Genomic DNA, 18,931 nt, shown 5'->3' with positions numbered 1-18,931 from the left:
GCGGGACTTTTTTGTTTTCTAAGCATATTTAACGCATATTTTATCTGCAGCGGTAGTAAGTATAGCCATTTTTTTAATATAAAGGAGGTTCACAAAATGAAAGAACAATTACAAGCACTAGAAAAGGAAGCATTGCAAAAAGTAGAAGAAGCAATATCCCTAAAAGAATTACAAGACGTTAGAGTTGCCTACTTAGGGAAAAAAGGTCCGATCACGGAAGTATTACGAGGCATGGGAAAATTATCAAAGGAAGAACGTCCAGTCATTGGTGAACTAGCCAACAAAGTACGAGGACAAATCGCAGACGCTATCGACAGCAAAAAAGCTGACATCGAAGCAGAAGAATTGGAAAAACAACTTGCAGAAGAAACCATTGATGTCACATTACCAGGAAGACCTGTTCCAACAGGCGGTCCACATCTGTTAACCAGTATTGTCGAAGAAATTGAAGACTTATTCATCGGTATGGGATTCGAAGTTCGAGAAGGTCCGGAAGTCGAAACAGACTATTATAACTTCGAGGCATTAAACCTGCCAAAAGGACATCCAGCACGTGATATGCAAGACTCCTTCTATATTACAGAAGACATATTATTGCGTACCCATACTTCACCAGTACAAGCACGTACGATGAACATGATACAAGGAGAGCGCCCGGTAAAAATGATTTGTCCAGGGAAAGTGTATCGTCGTGATACCGATGATGCAACACACTCACATCAATTTACTCAAATTGAAGGACTTTATGTGGACAAAAATGTGCGTATGAGTGACTTGAAAGGCGTACTGGATCGTTTCGCAAAGCAGATGTTTGGAGAAGAGCGACAAATTCGTTTACGTCCTAGCTTTTTCCCTTTTACAGAGCCATCTGTTGAAATGGATATTTCTTGTAAAATGTGTAATGGAGAAGGCTGTAGCGTATGTAAAAAAACCGGATGGATTGAAATTCTTGGTGCTGGATTAGTACACGCGCGTGTGCTGGAAATGGCAGGATATGATCCGAAAGTCTATAGCGGTTTTGCATTCGGAATGGGACCAGAGCGAATTGCTATGTTGAAATACGGTGTGGACGATATTCGTCATTTCTATACAAACGATATTCGATTCTTGAAGCAATATCATCAAGCGTAAGGAGGAGGCTAAAACATGTTTGTATCATTGAATTGGTTAAAAAAATATGTAGATATCGATCAATTATCCCCAGAAGATTTGGCAGAACGTATCACCAAGTCAGGGATTGAAGTAGAAGGATTAGAACACTTTGCAAGTCCGGCGAATAATGTGGTGGTTGGTTATGTAGAAAGCTGTGACAAACACCCAAACGCAGATAAATTAAATTTATGTCAAGTTAATGTCGGAGACGAAACGCTGCAAATTATTTGTGGTGCACCCAATATCGCAACAGGTCAAAAGGTTGCTGTAGCAAAACCAGGTTCGGTTTTACCGGGTAATTTCAAAATTAAAAAGGCAAAACTACGTGGTGTAGAATCAAATGGTATGATTTGCTCCTTGCAGGAATTAGGTGTTGAGGAAAAATTCGTACCAAAAGAATTTGCCAGTGGTATCTTCGTATTTCCGGAAGATGCGGAAATTGGTGTAGATGTAACCGAACCATTGAACCTGGACGATATTATTATGGAACTTGGTTTAACACCAAATCGTTCGGATGCGTTAAGTATGCTAGGTGTTGCTTATGAAGTAGCAGCGATTTTAGATGTGCCTATTCGTCTGCCACATACGGACTATCATACCGATGAAGAAAAAGCAGCAGATCAAGTTTCCCTAACAGTAGAGGCTAAAGAACAAAATCCTTATTACGGTGCTTTTTTAGTGAAAGATGTAAAAATTGGTCCTTCCCCGTTATGGATACGCAATTACTTAATGGCAGCAGGGATTCGTCCCATTAATAATGTGGTCGATATTACTAACTATGTTTTGTTAGAGTATGGTCAACCATTACACGCATTCGATTTTGACAAGCTCGGATCAAATGAAGTAGTTGTCAGAATGGCAAATGAAGGGGAAAAGCTCGTTACACTGGATGACCAAGAACGTACATTATCAAGTGAACATTTAGTAATTACCAACGGAAAAGAAGCAATAGCTCTTGCAGGTGTAATGGGCGGTGCGGATTCTGAGGTTACTGAACAAACAACTACTGTTTTAATAGAAGCAGCTTACTTCGATGGTCAAACGATCCGAAAAGCGTCAAAAGAATTTGACTTACGCAGTGAAGCAAGCAATCGTTTTGAAAAAGGAGTAGACCCAAATCGTGTCCGTAAAGCTGGTGAACGTGCTTGTCAATTGCTTCAGGATTATGCAGGAGCAACAGTATTGGACGGGGTAGTAGAGTATGATCAATTAGATTATTCCGAAAAAACAGTAACGATCTGGACGTCTACTATTAATGATCGTTTAGGTACTAACATTTCCAATGATCAAATGGCCGATATTTTACGTAAATTAAACTTTAACTATGAGCAAGACGGCGAAACATTTACTGTTTATGCACCGACTCGTCGTCAGGATATTGTCATTTTTGAAGATATGCTCGAAGAAGTGGCACGTATTTTTGGGTATGACAATGTACCTTTTACCTTACCAAGTGGTGGTGCACAAGCAGGAGGACTAACGAAACAGCAAGAACTCAAACGTCATATCAATCAATTTTTAGAAGGTGCTGGATTATCCGAAACGGTAACATATTCGTTAACTAGCAAAGAACGAGTAACGGAGCTCGTTAGTCCAGAAGTAGCAGAAAAGATGGTTTCTTCTGTTTCACTAGCTATGCCGATGAGTGAAGAGCATAGTACGTTACGTTTAAGTATTTTGCCGGAAATGTTATCATCTGTTGCATATAACTTAGCTCGAAAGCAAGCAAATGTAGCGTATTACGAATTAGGCAGTATCTTCATTTCTAAAGAGGAAAAAGTAACAAAACAGCCGGATGAACAACTGCGCATAGCAGGTGCTTTGACTGGTGAATGGCTCACACATCCGTGGCAACAAGAGAAAAAAGTAGTAGATTTCTTTGTTGTCAAAGGGATTCTAGAAGCATTATTTGAATCACTAAACATTGATGTTACATTTAGCCAGGCAAAAGTCGATGGTATGCATCCAGGCAGAACGGCACAGTTATTCATTAACGACCGTGCGATTGGTTTTGCTGGTCAGGTACATCCTCAATTGCAGAAAGACTATGATCTAAAAGAAACATTCGTGTTTGATATCAATTTTGATTACATCCTGGAAATTCATGAAAATGAACCAAAATTTGCTAAAATACCGCGTTACCCAAGCGTAACAAGAGATATCGCATTAGTTGTTGATCAAAGTGTTCAAGCAGGAGCATTAGAGGCAACCATTGCACATGCAGGCGGAGAATTAATCAAAGATATTCAAGTATTTGATGTCTATCAAGGAGAGCACTTAGCAGAAGGTAAAAAGTCTATTGCTTTCAGTTTATTCTACCAGGACCCGGAAAGAACGCTAACAGATGATGAAGTAGAAGCATCTTACCAAGCGATTTTAGAAGCAGTAGGAAAAGAACACAATGCAGAATTAAGAGGATAAATCAATAAATCAAAAGGCTGCAACGCTTATCAGTTGCAGCCTTACTTTTTAAGGAAGCACGCATCAAATAGAAGCATTCTAAATGACGGGAGCAGCATAAAAAGGGAAGCACGCGTCGAATAGAAGCACTCTAAACGACGGGAGCAGCATAAAAAGGGAAGCACGCGTCGAATAGAAGCATTCTAAACGACGGGAGCATCATAAAAAGGGAAGCACGCGTCAAATAGAAGTGTTCTAAATGACGGGAGCATCGTAAAAAGGGAAGCACGCGTCAAATAGAAGCATTCTAAACGACGGGAGCATCGTAAAAAGGGAAGCACGCGTCAAATAGAAGCTCTCTAAACGACGGGAGCATTGCAAAAAGAGCTCTACTCGAATAATCTTTGTGAATAGAAATTATTTTACATACCGTAAAGCTTTTTCTGTATTAGCAAAGTGTATTTTTGCAATTTGAGATAATGCTTCCTGACCATTTTTTTTGATAAAATAGGAAGCAGCTTCATCGACCTTGTTTGAAGCTCCTTTCGGGATCGTAAAGCCGTATTGATTGGAGATCCTGTCCATCTCTTTCACAAATTTAGCACGGGCAATGATAGATGCTGCTGCTACGGAAGTTGAATAGCTTTCAGCCTTTGTCATAAAGAAGGTATCTTTTTCTAATTTTAATCCTTCCTGTCCAATATGCTTTAGGAATGAAGATGGCTGACAAAATTGATCAATTAGGATACCATGGGTAGGAATTTGGTCGATTTTTGTCATTAATTTTTGGATGGCATGTTGGTGGAGCATGGCCTTCATTTTGCCTTGATTCCACCCTTTTTTCTGCAATTTATTATATTTCGTATTATCTAACGTCAACAAAGTGTAAGGAATGTTCTCTCGGACAATTTCTTTGGCAAGCCGGGCAATTTTATCGTCTGTTAATGCTTTGGAATCGGTAATGCCCATAGCTTTTAACATCGCAATCTTTTCTTCCGGGACATAAACAGCACTAACGGTGATCGGACCAAAATAATCACCTGTTCCCGCTTCATCCGTGCCAATATGTGCATGCGAGAAAAGAGTTTCAGGTGGCTGATAATCATGCTCATTAACGGAAGCTTTAGAGCGGTTGGTAGAAGAACTTCCGGTTGCTGGGGCATTCCATTTCTTCGCCTCTTGTTGAGCTTGATCACCTTGAAACATAACTTTTCCGGATTTATAGGCAGTAATCGTTACATTATTGATTTTAGCTAAGAAAAGACTATTCGCCGGAACTTTGGTAATATATTTTTTATAGTAATCTTTAACTTTGGATAAATCATTTTTCGGAAATTGTAATACAATATTTGACAACAGTATTCGTCCTTTCTAAACGTAAGGGTATAAAGTGGATGAAGATTTACGGTAAAAATACAGGGAATTCCCTTATCTCCGTAGTTTTGTTTTGTTGTTCGGGATCTATCCTACGCATCTAAACAGGCACTTTCCACTTTTCTATAAGTATAACAGAGAAAGGTTTTATCAGAATAGTTTTCTAATTGAATGCTTCATGTTAATATTAATTTTAAGGTTATTTGTCTAGAAGGGGGAATCATGGTGTCCCAGTCAGAAAAATCACGGACTTCCGTTGATATATATGGAAGAACATATAATATTGTAGGAAATGAAAAAACTGAACATATGCGCGCTGTAGCAAATTTAGTAGATGATAAAATGCGTGAAATTCATGCTGTGAATAAATCATTAGATTCCACTAACTTGGCTGTGCTGACAGCTGTAAATACAATGAATGACTATATTAAACTGAAAGAAGAGTTTGAGGTATTGCAAAAATTACTTGAAGAGAAAGAGGAATAAATTTGTCATGGTAAACTTTATACTGATTGTTTTATTAATTATCGGAGTACTTGTCGGACTGAGAAGAGGTTTTATTCTCCAAGTACTTCATCTAACTGCATTTATCATTGCTTTTATTGTAGCAGCGACATATTATGATAATGTTGCTTCAAAGCTAGAATTATGGATCCCATATCCTGAATTAATGTCTGATTCTTCATGGGCTGTCTTTTTAGATTCATTACCTTTAGAAGCTGCCTATTATAATGCGATTGCGTTTGGTGCATTATTCTTTGTAACAAAAATATTATTACAAATAGTAGCAACAATGCTTGATTTTGTTGCAGATTTACCACTGTTGAATGTTGTCAATAGCTGGCTTGGAGCTATATTTGGATTTATCGAAGTTTATTTACTTATTTTTGTTGTACTTTATATATTAGCACTTGCCCCTGTCTCATTTGTCCAGGATTATATTGATGGATCAAGTATTGCCACCTATATTATTGAACATACACCTGTACTATCGGAAAAATTAACGACGTATTGGTTTGAGAATGATCCATTTAATAATGGTTAATCCATATACCCTTGCCACTGGAGTAAGCAAGGGTATTTCACATGTAGAATACTAAAAAGTGAGGGAAACAAGATGTCTGTTAATAAAAAAGATGTCATCAAACTATTAGAAAAAATAGCAACTTATCTTGAATTAAAAGGCGAAAATCCATTCAAAATTTCTGCTTACCGTAAAGCAGCACAAGCGCTGGAACGAGACGACCGTTCTTTAACAGAAATAGACGACTTCACGAAATTACAAGGAGTTGGCAAAGGAACAGCAGCGGTAATTACCGAGTTTGTTGAAAATAGTGAATCAGACACATTAAAGCAATTAGAAACAGAAGTGCCGAAAGGATTAATACCATTATTAAACCTTCAAGGTCTTGGAGGGAAGAAATTAGCTAAACTTTATCACGAGTTACAAGTCGTTGATGAGAAAACGTTAAGAGAAGCTTGTGAAAAAGGCAAAATACAAGTATTAAAAGGCTTTGGTAAAAAGACCGAAGAAAAAATATTAGAAACTTTAAACAGTGCTGGAGCTCGACCGGAACGTCTGCCTGTGCCCATGGTGGTGCCTATTGTAGAAAAAATTGAAGCTTTTCTTCATACGATTGAGGAGATCAAACAATTTTCCATAGCAGGAAGTATGCGGCGTTTTCGTGAGACAGTTAAAGATCTAGACTTTATCATAGCAACGGATGCACCGGAAGTGGTGCGCGACAAACTCTTACAATTTGAAGACCGTATCGATACAATTGCGGCAGGAGATACTAAAGTATCTATCGTCGTAGAGGGTCGTTATGATATCAGTGTGGACTTCCGCTTAGTAACAGATAAAGAATTTCCAACTACATTACATCATTTCACCGGTTCCAAAGATCACAATGTCCAGATGCGACAGCTTGCAAAAGCACAAGGTAAAAAAATTAGTGAATATGGTGTAGAAGATGTAGAAACTGGAGAAGTAGAAACATTTGATACAGAAGAAGCGTTTTATGAAAGTTTCGATCTTCATTATATTCCACCAGAGATACGTGAAGGAAAAGATGAAATAGAACTAGCAAAAACGGAGATTGATTTAGTGCATGAAGATGCTATACGTGGAGATTTACATATGCACACCACCTGGAGTGATGGTGCTCAATCATTGGAAGAGATGGTGATTCGTGCGAAAGAAAAGGGATACGAATATATTGCGATTACCGATCATTCCAAGTATCTACGAGTAGCTAATGGTTTAAATGAAGACCGCTTAAGATTACAACGAAAAGAAATTGAGCAAGTACAGGCCAAACATCCAGACATTCACCTATTTGCAGGGATTGAAATGGATATTTTACCTGATGCGCGCTTAGACTTTGATGACGATTTCTTACAAGAGCTTGATTTTGTGATTGCATCCATTCACTCCAGTTTCGGGCAATCCCAGGAAAAGATTCATGATCGCTTACTTAATGCGCTCGAAAACCCGAATGTTGATATGATTGCTCATCCAACCGGCAGACTTCTAGGTCGAAGAGACGGATACCCTGTTGATGTAGAATGGTTGATTGGAAAAGCAAAAGATACTAATACAATTTTAGAATTAAATGCTAATCCTAATCGTCTTGACTTAGCTGCAAAATGGGTAGAACTGGCACAACAAGAAGACGTGAATATAGCCATTAATACCGATGCTCATAGCTATGCCATGTTAGAAGACATGACTGCAGGTGTAGGCACGGCAAGACGAGGTAAATTGAAAAAACAAACGGTAGTTAATACGTGGACAAAAGAACAGTTGAAACAATTTTTAGAGAAATAAATGGAAGGAGGTCCGTTTATGAATAACCGAATTCTCAATGTTTTAGAATATCATAAAATTATTGAACAGCTAGTCGACAAAGCAGCTTCTTCCCTAGGGATTGAAAAAATACGAAAGCTGAAGCCATCAACGGATCTCGATCAAGTCATGAAATGGCAAAACGAAACAGACGAAGCTTATCACGTCATCCGCTTAAAAGGAAATGTCCCGCTAGGTGGGATTTTTGATATTAAACCCCATGTAAAAAGAGCTGTTATCGGAGGTATATTAAGTACGCATGAATGTCTCGATGTAGCAAGCACAATTTACGGTGGGAAACAGCTAAAACTATTTATTGATAAATTGGAAGATATCGAATTACCGATTATCCAGGAATTAGCGGATGAAATTGTACCATTGAATGAATTAGAACGAGAGATCAAAAGCTGTATTGATGATCATGGGCATATGATGGATGGAGCCTCCGATAAACTACGCGGATTGCGTTCCAGAATACGTACCAATGAAAATAAAGTACGTGACCGTTTAGATAATCTTACAAAAACGAAAGCTAAAATGCTGTCTGATGCGATTATTACCATTCGTAATGATCGTTATGTGATACCAGTGAAACAAGAATATCGCTCTGCAATTGGCGGTATCGTCCATGACCAATCGGCATCAGCTCAAACATTGTTTATGGAGCCACAATCAGTTGTGGAATTAAATAATCAATTACAAGAGGCTCGAGTCGAAGAAAAGCGGGAAATCGAACGGATATTAAAAGATTTATCGCAACGAATAGCAGCTGATGAAGAGTTTTTATTACAAAACGTCGAAGCTCTGGAAGAGATAGATTTTATTTTTGCAAGAGCAAAACTAAGTCATCAAATGAAAGCAAGCAGACCAACGATGAATGATCGTGGTGTGATTAAGATGAAGCAGGCACGACATCCGCTGATCCTTTCAGATGAAGTCGTGGCAAATGATGTTGAATTAGGCGAAGCATTCACTGCTATAGTTATCACAGGTCCCAACACTGGTGGTAAAACGGTGACATTAAAAATGGTTGGCCTATGTACGTTAATGGCACAGTCTGGCTTACAGGTCCCAGCACTGGACGGTTGTGAATTAGCAGTATTCTCGGATGTTTTCGCAGATATAGGGGATGAGCAGTCGATTGAGCAAAGCTTAAGTACTTTTTCCTCTCATATGACAAACATAGTAGACATCCTTAATAACTTTAATGAAAAATCATTGCTTTTATTCGATGAGCTTGGTGCAGGTACAGATCCACAAGAAGGGGCAGCACTTGCGATGTCTATTCTCGATCGTGTCCTGAGTAAAAAGGCGCGAGTTATTGCCACAACACACTATCCAGAACTAAAAGCATATGGATACAACCGTGACGGCGTGGTTAACGCGTCAGTTGAATTCGATATCCAAACATTAAAGCCAACATATCGATTGTTAATCGGTGTGCCAGGACGGAGTAATGCATTTGAAATTTCCAAGCGTCTAGGCTTACATGAATCAATTATTGAGGATGCCAAAAGTCATATCGGTACCGATTCGAAAAGTGTGGAAAATATGATCGCTTCTCTTGAAGATTCACGTCGAAAGGCAGAAACCGATTATGAAGATGCTAACGATATTTTAGAAGGTGCAGAACAGTTAAAACGTGACTTGGAAAAACAGTGGCAGCAATTTGAAAAAGATCGCGAAACTTTATACAAGAAAGCAGAAGAAAAAGCAGAAAAGGCAGTTACCAAAGCACGTGAAGAAGCAGAAATAATAGTTGCGGAACTACGCAATATGCAAACAGAGGCAGAATTAAAAGAGCATGAATGGATAGAAGCAAAGAAATTATTAAATGATGCCAGACCTAATTTAACGAAAAAGCAGGACAAAAAACAGGAACCAACCATTGATGATGACAAAGCAAAAACGTTAAAGCCTGGTGATGAGGTCCGATTATTAACACTAGATCAAAAAGGAACTATTATCGAACAAACAGGCAAAAACGAATTTCAGGTGCAGATTGGTATAATGAAAATGAAAGCCAAACGAAAAGATATTTTATTTATTAGAAGAGAAGAGCCAAAAATGGAAAGACCATTAGCAACGGTCAGAGGTTCCGGGTATCTCGTCAAACCAGAGTTAGATTTGCGCGGGGAACGTTTTGAAGATGCTGTGCAACAACTGGAGAAATATATTGACGATGCCCTGCTTGCAGGTTATAACAAAGTATCAATCATCCATGGAAAAGGAACCGGAGCACTAAGAAAAGGGGTTAAAGATTTTGCCCGAAAACATTCTAAAATTACGAGTGCACGTGATGGTAATATGGGTGAAGGTGGCCTTGGTGTCACCATGCTGGAATTAAAATAAAAGGAGGCTATGTCATGTCTGACTTTTGGGGAAACTTATTTGTTGAAACCGCAGCTCGTTATAGTGTTGCCATTTTATGTTTAGTACTATTTCTGGTTATTTTTGAGCTTGTCACTTCTTATAAAAATTGGGAAGAAATTCAACAAGGCAATTTCAGCGTTGCGATGGCAACAGGCGGGAAAATATTTGGGATTGCTAATATCATCCGATACTCTATAGAACACAATGATACGATCTTAGAAAGCATTGCATGGGGTGGATATGGCTTTCTGTTACTGTTGTTCGGATATTTTATCTTTGAATTTTTAACACCAACCTATAAAATCGATCAGGAAATTGCCAATGATAATAGGGCTGTTGGTTTTATATCACTGGTTATTTCCGTCGGATTATCCTATGTTATCGGGTCAAGCATCCAGTAAAGGAGTGGCATTGTGAAAACTTTAGCCTATGTATTAATCGTGATAGCAGTCATCTTTTTAGCTATCGGAATCTACTATGTGATGACTGTATAGTATTTTTTTGCAATCATATAATAACTATAAGCAAAGTACTAGGATGATTTTTTTGTCAATGTTATACTTGTAAAGAAATCGGAATAATGAAGGAGGAATTCTTAATGGCAATTGTAGCAGCTAGCGATAGCACTTTTGGTAATGAAACTAGCGAGGGATTAGTAATAGCTGATTTTTGGGCTACTTGGTGTGGACCATGTAAAATGATTGCACCAGTCCTAGAAGAAATAGATGGTGAAATGAGCGACACAGTTAAAATTGTAAAACTTGATGTTGATGAGAACCAAGAAACAGCTGGAAAATACGGTGTTATGAGTATTCCAACACTTCTACTTTTCAAAGATGGTGAAGTAGTAGAACAAGTTGTTGGTTACCAACCAAAAGAAGCACTTGTTGAAATAATCAACAAACACGCATAATAAAACGAGATAATCCCTTATTATAGAGAACTTACCCTATAATAAGGGATTCTTTACGGAAAGAGTCTTTTTTTATTCTATAATAATGTTTAGATCGAAGAACCCAAATAGAGATAAACATCACGAATATAAGGGGGGTGAAGTGGTGAAAGAACATATTAAGGAGAAATTGGCGGTATTACCGGCGCAACCTGGCTGTTATTTAATGAAGGATAAACATGGAACTGTTATCTATGTTGGGAAGTCGAAAATCCTTCGTAACCGGGTTCGTTCTTATTTTATTGGGGCTAATGATCAAAAAACACAGCGTCTCGTTCGTGAGATCAAAGATTTTGAATATATCGTCACAAGTTCAGAAATAGAAGCACTGATTCTTGAAATGAACTTAATCAAAAAATATGACCCGAGATATAATGTACTGTTGAAAGATGATAAATCTTATCCTTTTTTAAAAATTACAAACGAACGTCATCCGCGTTTAATTATTACTAGAAAAGTTAAAAAGGACAAGGGTAAATACTTCGGACCTTATCCTAACGTATTGGCGGCGAGGGAAACTAAAAAGTTATTAGACCGGTTATACCCGTTGCGAAAGTGCAATAATCCAAAAGGGCGGCATTGTTTGTATTATCATATGGATCAATGCTTAGCATGCTCCGATACTCCACCATCCAAGGAAGAGTACCGCAAAATCACTCAGGAAATCACAAGCTTTTTAAATGGTGGGTACGGAAATATAAAAACAGAATTAAAAGAAAAAATGCTCACAGCTTCTGAGGATTTAAATTTCGAGCGGGCCAAAGAATTTCGTGATCTGATCCAGCATATTGAGTCGGTAATGGAACAACAAAAGATGACCATGAAAGACCAGGTAGACCGTGATGTGTTTAATTTCACCTATGACAAAGGCTGGATGTGTGTGCAGGTATTCTTTATACGCCAAGGAAAATTAATTGAACGAGATATTTCGATATTTCCGTTTTACGATGAACCAGAGGAAACGTTCCTAAGTTTTATCGGAAGTTTTTACATGCACCATCATCATCCAAAGCCGAAGCAAATTCTTGTACCAATTCCGACAGATGTCGATTTATTAAAGCAATTATTAGAAGTTGATGTTCATATTCCAATGCGAGGTCGCAAAAAAGAATTAGTAGAATTAGCAAAGAAAAATGCGGAAATTGCCCTACAGGAAAAATTCAGTTTGATTGAACGAGACGAAGAACGTACCATTCGTGCTGTCGAAAGCCTGGGAGAAAAACTGCACATTGAGACACCACATCGTATTGAATCCTTTGATAACTCTAATATTCAGGGGACGGATCCAGTATCAGCGATGGTTGTTTTTATTGACGGTAAGCCAGCAAAAAAAGAATATCGTAAATATAAAATTAAACATGTGGATGGTCCTGATGATTATGAGACAATGCGTGAGGTGATACGAAGGCGATACACAAGGCTATTAAAAGAAGGAGCACCACTGCCGGACTTGATACTTGTCGATGGTGCTAAAGGACAAATGTCAGCAGCTATTGATGTATTGGAAAATGAGCTGGGATTAGATATTCCTTTATGCGGTTTAGCAAAAGATGATAAACACCGTACGAGTGAATTATTATATGGCGATCCCCCAGTAATAGTGGAGCTTGATCGTCGGTCGCAGGAATTTTATTTTATTCAACGGATACAAGATGAAGTGCATCGATTTGCGATCACTTTTCACAGACAGCTCAGAGGAAAAAGTGCCTTCCGTTCTAAATTAGATGATATTGATGGAGTTGGTGCTCAGAGGAAGAAATTATTACTTACTCATTTTAAATCTGTAAAGGAAATAGAACAGGCATCGGTTGACTCCATTGTAAAATTAGGGATCCCGAAGCCCGTTGCAGAGAATATATTACATCATCTTCAAGAAGAAGAATAAAGTCCCTTTTCGAAAATGTCGGTGTTGGCCACAAGACGTGGCCAACATTTAGCCGACCATGAGGAATAAGGGGCTTTAATTATGTAGAACGTGTAAAATAACGTGATCTTTATTGACTTCTGCTACACATTCACAACTTTTATTGCTTATATGATACATTGTTTCCGCTAGAAATCCTGCTTCTAGTTGAAAGTCAATTTCTTTTAACGTTTGCAATCGTGCTTTAATTAGATTGCCGCCTAGTTCATAAATAAAACCACGTCGTTTTTCTTGTGTTAACCACAACTCTCCCCATCCAACATGCTGAAAAAATTCCTTTACTTCTTCTGTTGTTGCACATTCCGCTTGTCTGGCCAAGTTTTTCCCCATAACATATAAAATAAGATCGGATTCTTGCCCCAGCATATCTGGTAATCCCACATAACGAATTAAATCATAGCCACTGCTGGTTGTTTGAAGGTTGGCAAGTACTGTCGCGATGTTTGTTTTTTTGTTTGTCACTTGATTGTCCCCTCTCTTACCTCAATCAGAACCTAACTCTTTACTAACTATTATCACCTTTTTTAACGTTTTCTGCAATCATTAGAAAGTAACTTTCTCTATTTTCTAATATATATCGACAAATATTGAAGAAAAAGAATTCGTTTTCTTGACGCTTTTTCCTGATAGAAGTACAATAGTTGTGGTAACAATATACGAAAATCTTTGGATGGGAAGTCCCGTTAGAGGGATGAAACGAAAAAAGAATTCTTACAACGGGATGTAAAGCGCTTTAAAGTTTTTAATGAAAAAAGAGTCGTATGTTGAATTTAAGTTGAACAAGAGGGGGGTACACAAAAGGTGGAGAATAGGGAATTTTTTTATCGCAGGTTACATTCACTATTAGGCGTTGTGCCAATCGGGATCTTTTTAATTCAGCACTTGGTTGTAAACCATTTTGCAGTTTATGGTCCTGAAAGCTTTAACAGAGCAGCACAATTCATGCATGATTTACCATTCCGGCTCATGCTTGAAATCTTAATCATTTTTCTTCCTATTATATTCCACGCAGTATTAGGTGTGTATATCGTGTTTGTTGCAAAAAATAATGTAAGTCGTTATGGCTTCTTCCGTAACTGGTTGTTCTATCTGCAACGAATCACAGGTATTATTACACTTGTATTTATTGTGTGGCACGTATGGGAGACACGTGTTCAAATTGGAATGGGAACAGAGGAATTGAATTACGGATTAATGGAAAATATTTTGGCTAATCCAGTCATGTTCTGGTTCTATGTGATTGGTGTGGTTTCAACTACATTCCACTTCGCAAATGGTTTGTGGAGCTTTTTAGTAAGCTGGGGTGTTACCGTTACACCACGCTCACAAAAAATTGCTACATATGCAACACTTTTAGTTTTCTTAGCAGTAACATATATCGGTATCCGCGCATTGTTCGCGTTTGTTTAATTAAGTAGTAGGGAGTAAAGGGAGTGAGTAAAAATGAGTGATCGCAATATTGTTATTGTTGGTGGTGGTCTAGCAGGTTTAATGGCCACAATTAAAGCAGCAGAAGCAGGCGTACACGTTGATCTATTATCAATTGTACCTGTAAAAAGGTCTCACTCTGTTTGTGCACAAGGTGGAATTAACGGTGCAGTAAATACAAAAGGGGAAGGTGACTCTCCTTGGGAACACTTAGATGATACAGTTTACGGTGGTGACTTCTTAGCCAATCAGCCACCAGTAAAAGCAATGTGTGATGCTGCACCTGGAATTATACATATGCTGGATCGTATGGGAGTTATGTTTAACCGTACACCAGAAGGTTTACTTGACTTCCGTCGTTTCGGTGGTACACAGCATCACCGTACAGCATACGCCGGTGCGACAACAGGGCAACAATTATTATATGCTTTAGACGAGCAGGTTCGTCGCTTTGAAGTGCAAGGTTTAGTAACAAAATATGAAAGCTGGGAATTCATTTCAGCCATCATTGATGATGAAGGTGTTGGACGAGGTATTATTGGTCAAAACATTAAGTCTCATGAACTAAAAGCATTTAAAGCAGATGCTACTATTTTCGCTTCAGGTGGACCTGGTATTATCTTTGGTAAATCGACTAACTCTGTTATCAATACTGGTTCTGCAGCTGCTGCACTTTATTTACAAGGAGCAGTTTATTCAAATGGTGAGTTCATTCAAATTCATCCAACTGCGATTCCAGGGGACGATAAACTTCGTCTAATGAGTGAGTCTGCGCGTGGTGAAGGTGGTCGTCTCTGGACATATAAAGACGGGGAGCCATGGTATTTCCTAGAAGAGAAATATCCTGCATACGGTAACCTAGTACCTCGTGATATTGCAACACGTGAAATTTTTGATGTGTGTGTAAACCAAAAATTAGGTATCAATGGTGAAAACATGGTGTATCTTGACCTTTCACACAAAGATCCAAAAGAGTTAGATGTTAAGCTTGGCGGTATCATTGAAATTTACGAGAAGTTTGTTGGGGAAGACCCTCGTAAAGTACCAATGAAAATCTTCCCGGCAGTACACTATTCAATGGGTGGTCTGTGGGTTGATTTTGACCAAATGACAAATATTCCTGGTATTTTCGCTGCTGGTGAGTGTGATTACACTCAACACGGAGCAAACCGTCTAGGAGCTAACTCGTTACTATCATCCATCTATGGTGGTATGGTAGCCGGACCTAATGCGATTAAATATATGGATGGTCTGGAAAAAACAGTTGAAGACGTACCTTCCACTGTATTTGATAACCGATTAAAAGAAGAAGAGGAAAAATTTGAATCGTTATTAAATATGCGTGGTGATGAGAATGCGTATCAAATCCATAAAGAGCTTGGTGAATGGATGACAGATAACGTAACCGTTGTACGAGACAACGAAAAATTATTAAAAACAGATGAAAAAATCCAGGAATTGATAGAACGTTGGGATAACATCAATATGGATGATACATCACGCTGGAATAACTCTGGTGTTATGTTTACTCGTCAATTGAAAAACATGCTTCATTTAGCACGCGTTATTACGCAAGGAGCTTACAACCGTAATGAAAGCCGTGGTGCACATTTCAAACCGGAATTCCCTGATCGTAATGATGAAGAATGGCTTAAAACAACCAAAGCATCTTTTGACGAAGCAACTAAAGCACCGAAATTCGAATATGAAGATGTAGATGTATCACTAATCGAACCGAGAAAACGTGATTACAGTAAGAAAAAATAAAAGGGGGTAGCGAGAAATGGCAGAGGAGAAATTAACACTGATTGTGACTCGTCAAGATAGCCCGGAGTCCCCTGAGTATGAGGAGACTTTTAAGGTAAGTTACCGTAAGAATATGAATATCATCTCCGCATTGATGGAAACACAAAAAAATCCAGTTAATGCAAAAGGAGAATCTGTTGCTCCAATTCAATGGGAATCTAACTGCTTAGAAGAAGTTTGTGGAGCTTGTTCGATGGTCATTAATGGGGAACCACGTCAAGCTTGTTCTACACTTGTAGATAAACTGGAACAACCAATTCGTGTTGCACCGATGGCAACATTTCCAGTTGTCCGTGACTTAGTTGTAGATCGTAGTCGCATGTTTGACTCCTTGAAAAAGGTAAAAGCATGGGTTCCAATCGATGGTACACACGATATTGGTCCTGGCCCTAGAATGCCGGAGAAAAAACGACAATGGGCATACGAATTATCAAAATGTATGACATGTGGTGTTTGCCTGGAAGCATGTCCAAATGTGAACAGCAGTACCGATTTCATTGGACCTGCAGCATTATCACAAGTTCGCTTATTCAACTCCCATCCAACAGGTGAGATGAACAAAAGCGAACGTCTAGAAGCATTAATGGACGACGGTGGAATCTCTGGATGTGGTAACTCACAAAACTGCGTGCAAGTTTGTCCTAAAGGTATTCCTTTAACAACTTCGATCGCAGCATTAAACCGTGATACGAATATCCAATCATTCAAAAACTTCTTCGGAAGCGATCACGCATATTAATATGGTTCAAAAACCCTGCTCCAATTTGGAACAGGGTTTTTGTTTGTTTTAGAGCGGAAATTGATCGTGAATCAAAAAAATAAAGGAGCATAATTGAACAGTGACATATATAAGAAACATGTAGATCATTTGTAAAATGATGAGATAATTATGTACATTAATGCCTAACATCAAAAACTTGTAGTCATTTAGACGTTTGTAGAGCACACCTTCACTGTGGTTAACATATTATAAGATTGACTAAGTAATTACCCTCTTATTTTCAACGCCCTAAAGTTAGCAAGGAGGGGTTCACATTTGAAAGATAATGACTACAAACCGAAGCAATTACTAACGAAAAGGGAAAGAGAAGTATTTGAGCTACTAGTGCAGGATAAAACAACAAAGGAAATCGCCCAGGACTTATTTATTTCGCAAAAAACGGTGAGGAATCATATCTCAAACGCAATGCAGAAGTTGGGTGTAAAGGGGCGCTCGCAAGCTGTAGTGGAGTTATTGCGAATGGGCGAGTTAGAGCTTTAGATGAAAACCAGTTATTCTACAAAAAGAATAACTGGTTTTTCTGTTTTTATAAAGTTACAATTAACAGTTGCTAATTTAAAAATTGAAACCATTTAAATATCACGGTGCTAACCGTCTGTAAGACCCCCACTTATCATAGTCTCACTTTATTTTTTACGCTTTTTATAATGAAAAATAAAGAATATACCTTTTATTTACAACTAATGTAGAATATAGTAATATATAGCCAACACTTAGTTGAAGTACAAGAATATATCTCGCAAGATAAAGAAGGGATAAAATTTAATGTTGATGAAACTTAATAAGATGGCCAATCTGATGCTATGGAATAATAACCAATATACGAAAGCGGTGACAACTTGAGAAAACTAAAAGATTACAAAACTGCATCTTGGATATGCTTTATCATTTGTTTACTTTTATGGATACCTAATATTGTATTTCAGATTAGTAGTCCAATTTGGATGCTAGTTTATATAATAGGACCATTAGGCATAGTTTTTGCTGTATTAAATAAAAACATACTTCTAATCATACTGAACACGATTATGAGTTTAAGCTTTTTTATTTTTATGGCAATTGGTTACTATGTAAATTCATTTTAAAAACTTAAAACATAAATATTTGGGTTCGCAATCACTACATATCTCAAACGCAATGCAGAAGTTGGTTGAAAAGAGGCGCTCGCAAGCTGTAATGGAGTTATTGCGAATGGGCGAATTAGAGCTTTAGATGAAAACTAGTTATTCTACAAAAGGAATAACTGTTTTTTTGTGGTGAAAGGAAAAACAGAATCCAATATGGACTACTGCTATTTCATAAAGGCTACTTATCGTAAAGAAGTAGGTTTGTTGAAAAGAATTGTTTAGCATGGTTAATAAAAAGAAAGGAGGAAGTAAAATGTATCTACTTTTATTTACTATATTATACTGTGTAATAATACGGGTTTTGAATGTAGACTATGGACCTGCTCTGGGAGTCTATATAATGGGTTTAGGACTTGTCAAGGGATATCGTAGTGAGGAATTAAAGGATGTCTTTAATTTTATAAAAACTAAAAATTTGTATAAAAAAATTAAATTTAAAGATTCTTTAATGGAGTATTTGTCTCTATTCTTAGTTTTTTTAAATTCTCTTTTAATCGGTAATACGTCTTACACGACTTTTGAATATATTTGGGTTTTCTTTCTTGTTGCAGCTGTATACCGCTTTATATTTTGGGGTATAACACGAACAATCAAGAATGGAAACTAACTTTATGGTACAAAAGCCAATGTTCAAGAATAAGGTGCGTTTCTTCAATAAAATATATGCTTATTCTGATAACTAGCAGAATTATTGAAGAAGACTCTGAAACTTCTTGGTCAATTCTGCCGTCTGATATTTGTAAAGGAGTGGGCATATCAGTGTTAA

Annotated in this window: 16 protein-coding genes and 1 pseudogene; 15 read left to right on the top strand and 2 right to left on the bottom strand. The window is 37.8% G+C overall.

Annotated features, from left to right (window positions below):
* Positions 1–96: 96 nt before the first annotated feature.
* On the top strand, positions 97–1,131 hold the full coding sequence (gene pheS, locus BM121_RS13665) for a phenylalanine--tRNA ligase subunit alpha (RefSeq protein ID WP_091484206.1): 1,035 nt from the start codon (positions 97–99) through the stop codon (positions 1,129–1,131).
* Between the two features lie 15 nt (positions 1,132–1,146).
* Entirely contained in the window at positions 1,147–3,573 is a 2,427-nt protein-coding gene (gene pheT / locus BM121_RS13660) for a phenylalanine--tRNA ligase subunit beta (RefSeq protein WP_091484205.1), read from the top strand.
* 396 nt (positions 3,574–3,969) lie between these two features.
* Here pheT and rnhC read toward each other — a convergent pair whose 3' ends face one another.
* Complete coding sequence (rnhC, locus tag BM121_RS13655) at positions 3,970–4,908, bottom strand: ribonuclease HIII (protein ID WP_091484204.1); 939 nt, start codon at positions 4,906–4,908, stop codon at positions 3,970–3,972.
* Positions 4,909–5,151: 243 nt separating this feature from the next.
* Here rnhC and zapA point away from each other — a divergent pair, with 243 nt between their 5' ends.
* The 7 genes from zapA to uvrC all read left to right on the top strand — a co-directional run bounded on the left by zapA (position 5,152) and on the right by uvrC (position 12,984).
* Positions 5,152–5,412: a cell division protein ZapA gene (gene zapA, locus BM121_RS13650; protein ID WP_091484203.1), complete on the top strand. Its 261-nt coding sequence runs from the start codon at positions 5,152–5,154 to the stop codon at positions 5,410–5,412.
* 7 nt (positions 5,413–5,419) lie between these two features.
* Positions 5,420–5,971 (top strand): CvpA family protein, encoded by a 552-nt coding sequence (locus tag BM121_RS13645; protein ID WP_091484202.1) that lies wholly within the window; start codon positions 5,420–5,422, stop codon positions 5,969–5,971.
* Positions 5,972–6,043: 72 nt separating this feature from the next.
* The gene (polX, locus tag BM121_RS13640) at positions 6,044–7,756 is read left to right on the top strand and encodes a DNA polymerase/3'-5' exonuclease PolX (protein ID WP_091484201.1); all 1,713 of its coding nucleotides are present in this window, start codon (positions 6,044–6,046) and stop codon (positions 7,754–7,756) included.
* An 18-nt stretch (positions 7,757–7,774) separates the two neighbouring features.
* The gene (locus BM121_RS13635) at positions 7,775–10,126 is read left to right on the top strand and encodes an endonuclease MutS2 (RefSeq protein WP_091484200.1); all 2,352 of its coding nucleotides are present in this window, start codon (positions 7,775–7,777) and stop codon (positions 10,124–10,126) included.
* A 14-nt stretch (positions 10,127–10,140) separates the two neighbouring features.
* Positions 10,141–10,548, top strand: coding sequence for a DUF350 domain-containing protein (locus BM121_RS13630; protein ID WP_091484199.1), 408 nt, complete (start codon positions 10,141–10,143; stop codon positions 10,546–10,548).
* A gap of 197 nt (positions 10,549–10,745) precedes the next feature.
* Positions 10,746–11,060 carry a thioredoxin gene (gene trxA, locus BM121_RS13625; protein ID WP_091484198.1) on the top strand — a complete coding sequence of 105 codons (315 nt, stop codon included), beginning with the start codon at positions 10,746–10,748 and terminating at the stop codon, positions 11,058–11,060.
* A gap of 145 nt (positions 11,061–11,205) precedes the next feature.
* Entirely contained in the window at positions 11,206–12,984 is a 1,779-nt protein-coding gene (uvrC, locus tag BM121_RS13620) for an excinuclease ABC subunit UvrC (protein WP_091484197.1), read from the top strand.
* A gap of 75 nt (positions 12,985–13,059) precedes the next feature.
* On the opposite strand, the gene BM121_RS13615 is transcribed toward uvrC, so the two are convergent.
* Entirely contained in the window at positions 13,060–13,485 is a 426-nt protein-coding gene (locus BM121_RS13615; protein WP_091484196.1) for a DUF2507 domain-containing protein, read from the bottom strand.
* Positions 13,486–13,824: 339 nt separating this feature from the next.
* On the opposite strand from BM121_RS13615, the gene BM121_RS13610 reads away from it, so the two are divergent.
* From BM121_RS13610 to BM121_RS13585, 6 genes and pseudogenes are all read left to right on the top strand, one after another.
* Positions 13,825–14,433: a succinate dehydrogenase cytochrome b558 subunit gene (locus BM121_RS13610; protein WP_091484195.1), complete on the top strand. Its 609-nt coding sequence runs from the start codon at positions 13,825–13,827 to the stop codon at positions 14,431–14,433.
* A 33-nt stretch (positions 14,434–14,466) separates the two neighbouring features.
* Positions 14,467–16,218, top strand: a complete 1,752-nt coding sequence (sdhA, locus tag BM121_RS13605) for a succinate dehydrogenase flavoprotein subunit (RefSeq protein ID WP_091484194.1) — start codon at positions 14,467–14,469, stop codon at positions 16,216–16,218.
* A 16-nt stretch (positions 16,219–16,234) separates the two neighbouring features.
* Positions 16,235–16,996 (top strand): succinate dehydrogenase iron-sulfur subunit, encoded by a 762-nt coding sequence (sdhB, locus tag BM121_RS13600; protein WP_091484193.1) that lies wholly within the window; start codon positions 16,235–16,237, stop codon positions 16,994–16,996.
* A gap of 297 nt (positions 16,997–17,293) precedes the next feature.
* The gene (locus tag BM121_RS13595) at positions 17,294–17,518 is read left to right on the top strand and encodes a helix-turn-helix domain-containing protein (protein WP_091484192.1); all 225 of its coding nucleotides are present in this window, start codon (positions 17,294–17,296) and stop codon (positions 17,516–17,518) included.
* Between the two features lie 642 nt (positions 17,519–18,160).
* A pseudogene (locus BM121_RS21830) lies at positions 18,161–18,250 on the top strand (hypothetical protein); the annotation flags it as partial.
* A gap of 255 nt (positions 18,251–18,505) precedes the next feature.
* Positions 18,506–18,772, top strand: a complete 267-nt coding sequence (locus tag BM121_RS13585; protein ID WP_139220272.1) for a hypothetical protein — start codon at positions 18,506–18,508, stop codon at positions 18,770–18,772.
* Positions 18,773–18,931: the final 159 nt, after the last annotated feature.

Origin of the sequence: Gracilibacillus orientalis (assembly GCF_900114645.1) — a bacterium.
Classification (GTDB): Bacteria; Bacillota; Bacilli; order Bacillales; family Amphibacillaceae; genus Gracilibacillus; species Gracilibacillus orientalis.
This window is presented reverse-complemented; position numbering and strand designations above follow the sequence as displayed.

Coding starts and splice junctions, on each gene's coding strand:
- pheS (WP_091484206.1), top strand. CDS start 97: ATGAAAGAACAATTACAAGCACTAGAAAAGGAAGCATTGCAAAAAGTA.
- pheT (WP_091484205.1), top strand. CDS start 1,147: ATGTTTGTATCATTGAATTGGTTAAAAAAATATGTAGATATCGATCAA.
- BM121_RS13645 (WP_091484202.1), top strand. CDS start 5,420: ATGGTAAACTTTATACTGATTGTTTTATTAATTATCGGAGTACTTGTC.
- polX (WP_091484201.1), top strand. CDS start 6,044: ATGTCTGTTAATAAAAAAGATGTCATCAAACTATTAGAAAAAATAGCA.
- BM121_RS13635 (WP_091484200.1), top strand. CDS start 7,775: ATGAATAACCGAATTCTCAATGTTTTAGAATATCATAAAATTATTGAA.
- BM121_RS13630 (WP_091484199.1), top strand. CDS start 10,141: ATGTCTGACTTTTGGGGAAACTTATTTGTTGAAACCGCAGCTCGTTAT.
- trxA (WP_091484198.1), top strand. CDS start 10,746: ATGGCAATTGTAGCAGCTAGCGATAGCACTTTTGGTAATGAAACTAGC.
- sdhA (WP_091484194.1), top strand. CDS start 14,467: ATGAGTGATCGCAATATTGTTATTGTTGGTGGTGGTCTAGCAGGTTTA.
- sdhB (WP_091484193.1), top strand. CDS start 16,235: ATGGCAGAGGAGAAATTAACACTGATTGTGACTCGTCAAGATAGCCCG.
- BM121_RS13585 (WP_139220272.1), top strand. CDS start 18,506: ATGGGTTTAGGACTTGTCAAGGGATATCGTAGTGAGGAATTAAAGGAT.